Here is an 11,414-nt window from a genome sequence, read left to right on the forward strand (position 1 = left end):
GTAGGTGGATCCTCCTATATTGATGGCACTGCACACGCAGTCTTTATAGATAGAAAAAGGACGCGATGATGAAAAACTATAATAAATCTCTACTAGCACTGGCTTTGGTCAGTTGCTTAAGTCTTACCGCCTGCGGGGACGGAAGTGATGGTGAAAATGGCACACCAGGAACACCGGGTACGCCCGGCACACCTGGAGCTCCTGGAATACCAGGAACCCCTGCGGGATCCTTTGCAACAACAGCGCAATCCATCACAGATCTTTCATTCACTTTAAGCCCCGCCGACATTAAAGTAACCAGCAGTGAAGGTTTTAGTATTAAATTTATGCTTACCGGTAAAAATGCAAATAAAGATGTCCCCTTCACCGGACTAAACAAGATTGCTATTTATTCATTAACGGCTAATGAAAATACTTCAGGAACTGGCGCACCTATTCAATGGCAAAATAATGTCACTGCAAATGCGGCAGGTAGTTCATTTACTTGTACTTTAGATGGCCTTGACGCGACTAAAAATGCTTGTACGTTAACCGAAGATATTGCAACACCAGGCACTTATACTGCAACTTGGACACATGAAGGCGCTGCACCCATTATCAATCCAAATGATAATCCCAATGCAGTACACAGAATATTTTTACGGGCTTATAACATCGCAGATAGCACTGGTGTCGTCCTATCTGACAAGATTTTATCAGTGCCCGTTGATTTTATTCCAGCCACTGACGAACTGGCGACATCAGGTAAAGATACCGTGAGTGATGCAGCCTGTGAAAAATGTCACGGTGAAGCGAATGGTCATATCGCCAATATTTCTGCGCACCATAACTACCAAGGTGTTAAAAACTGTGTCACCTGCCATAACCCAGATCAACTACCAAACGATGCTGATTTAGCTGCAGGTTTAATATTTGACTTTGCGCCCATGATTCACAGGATCCACTCAGGTGCAGAAAACGCAGCAAACTTTGATGTTAGTAATAAAACAGCGAAAGAATGGAGCGAGATTGGCTTTCCATCTGCGCTGAAAGAATGTACCTCTTGCCACACGACAGACCAACCAAGCTATAACACCATTTATGCTCAAGCTTGTGTAGGCTGTCATATGACAGTCAACTTTGCGACTGGTGAAAACCACTCAGAATTTGCCCTAGCCCAAGCCGATGATACTCAATGTAACTCTTGCCACGGCAGCGGAAACCTGTCACCTGCTGTGGTTCACAGCGTGGGTAAACGTGCAGAGTATGCATCTTTATTTAAAATTGATTTTACCAGCGCCACAACAGTGCCTTCTGCAACGCTGGGCATGAAAACACTTACCATAAAAGCCAACGTCAGTTTAAATGGTGCGCCAATTGCTGATGGCACATCACTAACAACTTACGATGTAACCAGTAATCCTACGGCTATGTTCGTCACTAACGGCCTGCTGATTGGTAATGTAACTGCTGATGGCACTGTGTACTCATGGGGATTTACTCAACCTACAATCAGCATAAAACTAAATAACGGTACGCTTGCTGGCGGCGTGCTAACTATTGTAAAAGATATTCCTGATGCACAAGCGACGGGCACTATCTATCTAGGTTCAGAAGCTAATTTCTGTGCTAAAGCAGGTAAAGTGGTTAGTTGTAATACTGCGGGGATAGAGTTTGGTCCAACGAGCCCTATCGGTAATGATGCAGCAGTTAAATTCTATAGCCTTGATAGTAGCGCAGTCACTAAAGCACGCATGACAGATCCCACTCGCATCACTGTCGAAGAAGCCAAATGTAATGCTTGCCATGGCACTTTAGATTACGCCAAAGGTCCAAAACACGGTACTTATACCTTTGACCAATGTATGCACTGCCATAATGACACCACGGGTGGTTCTTATCATCCAGCTACAGGTTACAAAGGTGAGGACGGTGTTTTAGTTAGCGATCCTAACGTTACGTTTAAAAATAGAGACTTATTCACTGTGTCTCACCGTTTCCACAGCGGTAATTTTGGTGAAGTAGAAGGGATTTTCCGCGATGCGACAGGTGGCTTGGTTGGTTATCCCGCGCCAGAAACAGATTGTGCGATTTGTCATAAAGACAATGCTAAACTGTTTGCATCTGACGGTGGTTTAGCCTCAGAGAAGCGTTCAATAAAAGTAGGTAACTACTACATTAGCCCAGTAGCTGAATCATGTCGTAGCTGCCACGCTCATTCTGATGCAGCGGCTGTCGCTCACTTTAGAAGTAACGGTGCTGTGGTTGAGGCAGATGCAATGACAGATCCTAACCTACCAGTAGAATCTTGCGCGACCTGTCATGCTGAAGGTAAAACTTATGGCGTAGATAAGGTACACGCAGAGGTAGCACACTAGTACCTTAGGGCTGCCCTGCACAGCCCCAATTTCATCTCTGCAACTCATTGGGGACCCTTGGTCCCCTTTTTTATTGTCGATAAATTTCAGATGAATATTCAAATCAGTGCGGTAAAAGCTTAGTCTGCTAAGCGATGGTATTGCGCAATACGTTGCCTAAGCAACGTGATAAAGTCCTTCGGTTCTCTATCTAAACTGTCTTGGGGAATATACAAGTGATAGCCCAAGCGCGTATCTAACATCACGCAGCGATGACCAAACATCGCCAACACGCCGCGATAACGATCACCTTCTATCACTAATGGACCAAACTCTGCGCCAAGGTAAGTTTCCAAGGTTGCTAAGTCTGCATCTTGCGAGGCAGCAGTCACTAGCAAAGGCCGTTGCTCGGTTAATAAGCCCGTCGCTAGACGCAGGGAAATATTATCGAGAATAGGATTTAAGTGCTTCAGTTTAATGCCTAAATAGGATAACTCTATCGTATCTAAGCCATTGGTCACCCGCGGAATATCGACCCGCTGAATATTATCCCAACCGATGGATACTTTGCCACGACGATGAAAATAGGTCAGCCCTTTATCATCTAATGCTAAGGTTGTTTCTGGCTCATAAACTTTGGCTAAACCAAGAATTAATGCAATAGCGCCAAAACTAAAAAAAACTAATCCCACAGCAAACAAGGCTGGCATTGAGATAAATAGCCAAAACCCCAGCACAAGGCCGACTCCCCCCAACCAAGTTAAGGTTAAACCATTTCGTTTTGATAAAGGCCGTACTGACACCACTTCGGACTCAATTGTCATTATTATTCCTGTTAACACTTAATATATTCATAGCCAAGTTCGCAAACTATCACCTTTAACTTAACGTTTTTAACCATAACCACAAACGGCCAATGTATTCGTGAATCGCTCGCTGAGATGCCACTAAATTATCAGCGGTTAACCGCCAGCCAAAATCAGCCCGCCCAATAAAATCCGTTGGCGCGGCATCAGCATATAAACCTTTAGCAGCGAAAATAGTCATTGCCCTTGGCATATGCGTCGCCGAGGTGACTAAACGAAAAGAGACTTGGCCTAACGTCGATTGCAAATATTGCGCTTCTTCTAGGGTATCTCGCGCCAGTGGAAATTGGATGATTCGATGTTTATCCACACCCAACTCAATCGCAGCATTCGCCATCATTTCAGCATGGGAAACATGGGTAAGTTCGCCGCCCCAACCGCTAACAATCAATTGACATTCTTGACCTAAGTTAAGTTGCCGTATCCCTTCCGTAAGCCTTGCAAGCGCCACAGTCGATAAAGATTGCACCGCTGTCGCGCCTTTAATATCAGAATGTGCCGAGCCTAATACCATCACAACACAAGGACCTGTAATGGCGGTAGAATTGATAGGGTAAACAGATTCTAATGGCCGCACTAAGGTATTGACACTTAGTTGACTGCTTAAAAAAACCAACAGCAAGAAGGCGCACGTAACTAAGTATTTCGCCATACTCCGGCGGCGCCATACTAAAAAAGAAAGCAGTAAAAGCAATAGGATAAAGGGAATAGGCATCATCCCCTGTGAAACAACTTTCTTAACCCAAAACATGATGTTCATGCCAAGCAACCCAAAAGAGCGCAATCATAGCATCAAAATACGGCGAAACGCATCGCAGATAATATTAGCCCAGCGTTTCGCTGGGCTAATATTTACAAAACGCATAGGCCATTAAGCGTTGATTTCAAAGCCTAATAAGCTCACTCAATCAGTACAGATATCCAAGCGAAGATTACTTTTCCCACAACCAAGCTGCACCACGTACACCCGATGAACAACCGTAAAGATTTTGCACCACAGGTGTATGGCACTCACGCCCCAAGACATAATGGGCCAGTAATGCCGGTAATCTTGGGTAAATTGCCGCAACATTCGACATACCGCCACCCAGCACTATCGCATCGGGATCAAGCAGGTTGATCACATGGGCGAGTGAGCGGGCAAGCCTATCGATATAACGATCAAACGCAGCGAGTGCAATAGCATCGTCCCCATCGACTAATAACATAATATCGACACCTGATTTTGCAGCAGCGCGCAATGTACCTGATGCTGCCAACGCCGCATTGTAATCACGCACAAAGCCAGTACCTGAGATAAAAGTCTCGATACAATCAGGGTTACCACAAAAACAACGAGTGGTATTAAATTCTTTCTTCGTCATCCAAGGCAGAGGATTATGGCCCCATTCACCGCCGATACCATTACCACCGCCGTGCACTTTGCCGTTAATTGCCACGCCAGCGCCGCAACCAGTACCGATAATCACGCCAAATACCACAGATTTACCTGCAGCAGCACCATCCATCGCCTCTGATACCGCAAAACAGTTTGCATCATTGGCAACCCGCACTTCGCGTTGCAACATTTCACCTAAATGCACGTTGAGTGGATGGCCATTAATCCACGTTGAGTTAGCATTTTTGACTAAACCTGAATAGGGCGATATCACACCAGGAATGCCCACGCCAACAGTGCCTTTTTCGCCAAGAGTCGCTTCCGCTTCCTTAACTAAATCAACCACGGCAGCAAGTGTGCCTCGATAGTCGCGCGGCGTAGTCACACGTTTGCGAAATAGCTCATTGCCTTCATCACTCAGTGCGACTAATTCTATTTTTGTTCCACCTAAATCGACGCCTATTCGCATCATGAATTACCACTCCAATGTTTAGTACGCCATTTAGATCAATAAGCATCGATGCTAGGTTGTTGTTTTACCCAACCTGGGGCTGTGGCAATAAAATAAGGGTTTAAAATGTCAGATTTTTGGTTATAAGTTAATGGTTCACCTGAGTCATAACAGACGACTGTGCCACCAGCACTTTCGAGCACAGCTTGCGCCGCTGCGGTATCCCACTCGCTGGTAGGGCCAAGCCTTGGATATAAATCTGCACTGCCCTCAGCCAACATACAAAACTTAAGCGAGCTACCTATGCTTAAGATGTCATGCTCGCCAAACTGTTGTAAATATTGCGCCATATCTGGGCTTAAGTGAGAGCGACTACCAACAATAATCGGTATTTCTCGTGGTGTTTTTGCGCCTAATAAGGGACTTTCTTGGCCTGCTTGTTGACGCCATGCACCTAAATGCTTAGCGCCGTAATAATACGTATCGAGCACAGGCGCATATACTACACCCGCGACAGCAACCCCTTGATGAATAAGCGCAATATTGACGGTGAACTCGCCATTGCGCTTAATAAATTCTTTAGTGCCATCTAAAGGGTCAATCAACCAATAGGTGTGCCATTGACGGCGCACGTCCCACGCAATATCCGCCGCTTCCTCAGACATAATAGGAATACCAACAAACTGCTGCGCCAATGCCGCCACTATCACATGATGCGCGGCTAAATCGGCGGCGGTCACAGGGCTATCGTCTGCCTTATGGCTCACTGAAAAATCATCTTGCCCGTAAACAGTCATAATGGCATCACCGGCCGCTTTAGCGATTGCCACCACTTGCAGCAGATCTTGTTTCGTCAATGTCTGCGCTGTTGTCGTGTTATCTGTCACTCGGATTTCCTTAATGCATTAAATATCTTGGTATTATGCCATTGTCATCGAAACAGAATTAAGAACAAATTCATCATACATCAAGTAAAATAGACTAAGACTTACGTTTTAAACCACTGCGCGCAAAGCCACTGATAAGCAAAGTAGTTACGATACTCAGGCAAGTCATCGGTGCACAGAAGAGCCTTGAGCCTAACTGCATTCGTATTCACCACCTATGTTTTCATGTAGCGAGTCTACATCAATGCTATAAATCTCATCGTTATCAAGATAACTGCCGCAGCATCTGATTCAGTTGCTGATGCCAATCTTGCCACTCAATGTTATCAGGCATTGAGGGCATAGCATTAGTTACTAAAGTGGACTGTAATTTATCACTATTTAACACGCTATAACTCGGCCTTTTTGCCACATTCACGCCACGCGTAAATGCTTGCTTAGCATAGTCTGCGCTAGAAATAGGCTGGATAACCACTGGCTGATTTAACAGATTGAGCGCTAAGGCTTGTTGCTGAATTTCAACGGCAAACTCATGCCAACTGCATTGGCCCTTTGCACTGTAATGAAATAGTCCCGAGCACTGCGCAACCACTAATTGCCACATCACCCGCGCGAGGGCATCACTCCATGTTGGGCAACCAATTTGATCGTCAATCACCTGTAAACTAGGTTGAGTTTGCATTAATTTCAGCATGGTTTTGACAAAATTATGCCCACCTTGACCGTAGAGCCATGAGGTACGCACAACCGTGGCACGCTCCCCCAAAACAGCGAATACCTTTTGTTCGCCGAGTAACTTACTCTTACCGTATTCAGATAACGGCGTTAGTTCATCAAATTCAACGAAGGGAGATGGTAAATAATGTAGTTTGGCTGCGGGTTCAATAACGCCTTCACTCACATTCTCAACACTATGGCCAATATCGTAAGCAGCATTGCCACCAAACACATAATCACTCGACACATGCAGTAAGCGCGCGCCCGATAATACACATTGCTGCGCCAGTAACTCGGGGCCGAGCTCATTCACGCGATGGGCTTTAACGATATCGTTTTCAGCCGCATCAACCGCGTTATAGGCAGCACAGTTGATCACCCAATTAGGTCGATATTGAACAAATACCGCGGCAATATTAACGGCATTGGTGATATCTAATTGGCTGTGGCTTAACGCATAAAGCTTAAATGGCACACCGGTGTTTGAGACTAGATGACCCATTTCGGCAGCAACTCGCAGTAACGCTTGCGCCAGCTGACTATTAGCGCCTGTAATTAATACAACCTCAGGGAAGTTAGCTTCTATGATGGTCGATGTTCCACATTGGGCTGGTGTCGTTTTAGTTATTTGCGCCATCGCCAATATCATCATCGTCATTAAATAAGGCGATTAAGTCGCTAACGGTTTCATGACCACGCGCGGCTAAAAATGCCAATAATGCCGAGGGACTACGATTGAGTAACCGTGATGGCGGATAAGCCACTTCATCGATAATCGCTTGCGCGCGCGTAAAACCGCCCAAACTAAAGGCCACATGGGAATCAGAACCCATGACTAAAATCGTACCAAACTCCTTAGCAGCCTGAGCAATGGCAGTGCAATTAGCTTCACTGCCTTTACGGGAGACTTCAAAGGAAGAATTATTGATTTCAAGCGCAACACCATATTCGGCCGCAGCGCGGGCAACGGCTTCAATATCAATCGGATAAGCTGGGTTCCCTGGGTGGGTAATGATATCAACATTGCCACTTTTAATGGCATTAATCATAGCTTTGGTGTGAGTAGCCTTATCTGACGGTGGATAAACTGGCTCATGAAATCCCGCGAGCACAATATCCAGCTGCTTTAAATAATCACCAAAGAAATCAATCTCGCCATCGATATTTTTAATATTGGCTTCAATACCCCGCAAAATGCCGACACCATCGACCATACGCGGCAATACTCGTAAATTAACAAAATGCCAAAAATGCGGCGCATCGGCCATATCGGGTCCATGGTCAGTATTGGCAAATAGGCGAATACCCTTCTGCTTTGCCACAGCGATATAGTCATGAATCGTGCTATAAGCGTGACTTGAAGCCACGGTATGAGTATGAGTGTCGACTTGGTACTGCATAGTTCACCTCAGTCAAATGATGCAATCAATTAAGAAATAGCCATTAATTAGCTAAAAAGCGATAACAGTTCATCGGCACTACCTTGCCATGTGCCCTTACCTTTACCTTCAAGAATACTGTCTGCCAAACTTTGCTTATGCTGTTGCATTTCTTGAATTTTCTCTTCTACTGTGCCTTCGGCAATCAACTTATACACAAACACAGACTTATCTTGGCCAATACGATGGGCCCTGTCTGTCGCCTGTTTCTCTACAGCTGGATTCCACCAAGGATCATAATGGATAACTGTATCTGCTGCCGTGAGGTTTAACCCAGTACCACCGGCTTTTAAGCTAATTAAAAACACAGGTGTATCACCCTCTTGAAACTTATCAATTTGCGCTTGGCGTAAGCGGGTTTGTCCGGTGAGCTTACTGTAATTAAGCCCTAAGTCTACCAGCTCGGCTTCAATCAAGGACAACATGCTAGTGAACTGACTAAAGATCAAAATCTTACGCCCTTCTTGTACCATCTCGGGTAAGTTCTGCTTAAGCCAATCTAACTTCGCATTACTCTTTACTTTCTGCGCTTGCTCTAACTTCACTAAACGCGGATCGCAGCAAGCTTGGCGCAATTTAAGTAAGGCGTCGAGAAATTCGATATGACTGCTACCAACGCCTTGAGTAGCAAATAAATCCCGTAGTTTTTTCTCCATCGCCAATCGAATACTCTCATAGAGATTCCGCTGATCTTTCTCTAACGCTAAGGTCTGGAATATTTCAGTTTTAGGCGGTAATTCACCGAGCACTTCATCTTTAGTCCGGCGCAGCACAAAAGGCGCAATACGTTGACTCAACATTTGCGCTTGTTCCATATCACCGTAACGCTCAATTTTATGCCTGAAAGACTTGTTAAAAAAGGCATTCGTGCCAAGTAATCCTGGCAAGCTAAAATCCAGTAACGATTTAAGTTCTCCGAGGTGATTTTCAAGCGGAGTGCCCGACAAGCACAATCTAAACGGCGCTTTAAGATCTTTAATCACTTGAGTCACTTTCGCCTGCGCATTTTTTATCTGCTGCGCTTCATCAAGTACAATATGCTCGAACACATACCCTTGATAATATTCACTATCCCGCACAATTAGCGGATAGGTCGTCACCACAATATCAAACTCACCTAAGCGTTCGAGTAAAGGCTTACGCAAGGCGCCATGAATGACGACAAGCTTTAACGAAGGCGCAAATTTTACCGCTTCTTTCGCCCAGTTACCCACTAAGCTAGTAGGACAAATAATCAGACTCGGCGCACTACTCGCCTCCGCAGGAGCTAATTCCCGCTGCTTGAGTAAAAAGGCCAAGGTTTGAATGGTTTTACCCAGTCCCATATCATCGGCTAGAATACCGCCAAGCTGATATTCCTTTAAAAAACAAAGCCAATTTAACCCTTGTTGTTGATACTGACGTAGCTCAGCATTGAGGCTACCTGGCACGGTGACGTCCACCACGCCGTTAAAACTGTCGAGCTTAGCCGCTAAACTGCGTACTCGCTCGCCATTGAGTAAACGAATGTCACTGTCGGCAAAATCATTTAATAAATGGGCGCGATATTTAGGCAAAGACACGCTATTGCCTTTGTTGCCATCAAATAGCTCTAAGATAATGCTAATCAGCGGCTTAATTGCACTCGCTTTAACTTTTAACCAATCGCCATTAGGGCTTGGCAATAATAATTCAGTATCGTCAGCAGGCTCACCATACTGCTTAAGCCAAGTGGCAATTAACGGCAGCATTGGCACTATTTGGCCATCAATATCAGCATTAAGTGATAGGGAAAACCAACCCGCCTCAGTATCTTCCAGCTCAATCGCCAGCGGAGTATCAATGACATTTAAATTAAAATTGGCGGCAAAATGCACTTGGTAGCCCAAGGTTTCTAATTTCGGGATTTCCTGTTGAATAAACTGCAACCAAGCGTCTATCGTTTCAGGCAGTGAACCTAACCCCCAAATGCTGACATAGCTGCCGCTATTAGGCATAAAAGAAGGAGCTAGCTCGACAAAATCCAATGTCATCAAACGATTAATGACATCCCTTTCTGCCGCTAACTGGCGCGTAACTTGATAGGTTTTGCCTTGCTGAGTGACTAAAGATAACGGCTCGATTGGATATTGACCGCCAAGCACCACGTCTTGATAAACAAACTCCAGCAGCACCAATGGCTGCGCCATGGCAAACTCGGGTAAATCTTGCGAGGTGACTGTCAACCTAACTTGCAGTGGCTCCGTTAGTTCAACAAAATCGATAGCCAGTGGTGTGGGTACCGTTTTGGGTGAAAAATGTTTAATTAGCCTATGACTCACCAACTCAATTTGTGAACTTGGCACTGGTGGCATCTGGCTGAGTAATAACATTTTTTCAACACTGATTTCGGTCTCTAATGCTCCCACCGTAAAATAATCTAAATCAATATAACTTGGCGGCTCAATAGGAATCAGCTCCCAATTATCTTTATTGGGTAGCGAGAGCTGCATTTGTTTATGTTCAACATCTTTATCAAGCCAAATAAATTCAGGTTTTATCGGCGCACCACGGGTGAGCGGTAAGCGGCTATCTTCCCAAAAACATCGCTCAGACAGCAGCATTTTATCCAGCGCCATAGCGCCTAACTGGGCTTTTAGGTACAAACGCGAGGCGCCGTGGCGGCGGGTAGACATAATAAGGTTGATGATCAGTACGTCTTCGGCGCCAATCCAAGCCGGCATATAGTATTGCACGTCCGATAACGCGATTTTTGAGCCCTTGTTATAGCCGCCTTTCTTTGCCAACTTGCCTTTTCTTAACTCAAGATAAACCCCATTATCGTCTTTAGATAATACGTACAGCACGCGGTCATCATAAAGTAAATCGACGTTAGATAATGTAAGGTCATCACTTTCATCCAGTAGATGTAACCACTGGGCGATACGTTGATCTTCGACCGTTTTATCACTGAGCAAACTATAAAGGACTGCGGCAAGATGCTTACAATGCCCCGTAGCCGGACATGAACAGAAGCCATTCATAATGAGCTTATGGTTGACACTCACCAGACGAATATCTTGCCGATAAGGCTGGGACTCAGCCCCTATTACACGACCTTCAATATGACGAAAATCAGCATTTGCTTTGGCGCTTAATACCCGCCTTTTCATCACGTAATCACGGGCGCGCATTAAGGTTGGCGACGTGAATAATGACTCAATACTGTCTCGAGTCAGTTGAATAGGATCTTGGGGAGACAAGCGATTCATCTAAAAACCTTGAAACTAAAAATATCAAATACAGGCAATAACAGCCATTGCCCTGCGACATTTATCAATGAGTTGTATGGGATTGTATTGAAAGCCTTAACCGAAAGCCA

Annotated in this window: 8 protein-coding genes; 1 reads left to right on the top strand and 7 read right to left on the bottom strand. The window is 45.1% G+C overall.

Annotated features, from left to right (window positions below; genetic code table 11):
• Nucleotides 1-65: 65 nt before the first annotated feature.
• Nucleotides 66-2,357 carry an OmcA/MtrC family decaheme c-type cytochrome gene (locus L2717_RS01735; protein ID WP_220773897.1) on the top strand — a complete coding sequence of 764 codons (2,292 nt, stop codon included), beginning with the start codon at nt 66-68 and terminating at the stop codon, nt 2,355-2,357.
• A gap of 119 nt (nt 2,358-2,476) precedes the next feature.
• On the opposite strand, the gene L2717_RS01740 is transcribed toward L2717_RS01735, so the two are convergent.
• The 7 genes from L2717_RS01740 to L2717_RS01770 form a co-directional block, all read right to left on the bottom strand.
• Complete coding sequence (locus L2717_RS01740; protein ID WP_220773896.1) at nt 2,477-3,160, bottom strand: DUF2982 domain-containing protein; 684 nt, start codon at nt 3,158-3,160, stop codon at nt 2,477-2,479.
• A gap of 55 nt (nt 3,161-3,215) precedes the next feature.
• Nucleotides 3,216-3,917 carry a YdcF family protein gene (locus L2717_RS01745; RefSeq protein ID WP_220773903.1) on the bottom strand — a complete coding sequence of 234 codons (702 nt, stop codon included), beginning with the start codon at nt 3,915-3,917 and terminating at the stop codon, nt 3,216-3,218.
• A 217-nt stretch (nt 3,918-4,134) separates the two neighbouring features.
• On the bottom strand, nt 4,135-5,052 hold the full coding sequence (gene mak, locus L2717_RS01750; RefSeq protein WP_220773895.1) for a fructokinase: 918 nt from the start codon (nt 5,050-5,052) through the stop codon (nt 4,135-4,137).
• Between the two features lie 35 nt (nt 5,053-5,087).
• Nucleotides 5,088-5,918 carry a 3'(2'),5'-bisphosphate nucleotidase CysQ gene (gene cysQ / locus L2717_RS01755; protein WP_220773894.1) on the bottom strand — a complete coding sequence of 277 codons (831 nt, stop codon included), beginning with the start codon at nt 5,916-5,918 and terminating at the stop codon, nt 5,088-5,090.
• Between the two features lie 265 nt (nt 5,919-6,183).
• Complete coding sequence (locus tag L2717_RS01760) at nt 6,184-7,272, bottom strand: SDR family oxidoreductase (RefSeq protein ID WP_428847839.1); 1,089 nt, start codon at nt 7,270-7,272, stop codon at nt 6,184-6,186.
• Nucleotides 7,256-8,035, bottom strand: coding sequence for a phosphatase (locus L2717_RS01765; RefSeq protein WP_220773893.1), 780 nt, complete (start codon nt 8,033-8,035; stop codon nt 7,256-7,258). Before L2717_RS01765 ends, L2717_RS01760 begins: the two co-directional genes overlap by 17 nt.
• A gap of 47 nt (nt 8,036-8,082) precedes the next feature.
• Nucleotides 8,083-11,304 carry a DEAD/DEAH box helicase gene (locus L2717_RS01770; protein ID WP_220773892.1) on the bottom strand — a complete coding sequence of 1,074 codons (3,222 nt, stop codon included), beginning with the start codon at nt 11,302-11,304 and terminating at the stop codon, nt 8,083-8,085.
• Nucleotides 11,305-11,414: the final 110 nt, after the last annotated feature.

The sequence above is a fragment of the Shewanella glacialipiscicola genome (assembly GCF_023283485.1).
GTDB lineage: Bacteria > Pseudomonadota > Gammaproteobacteria > Enterobacterales > Shewanellaceae > Shewanella > Shewanella glacialipiscicola.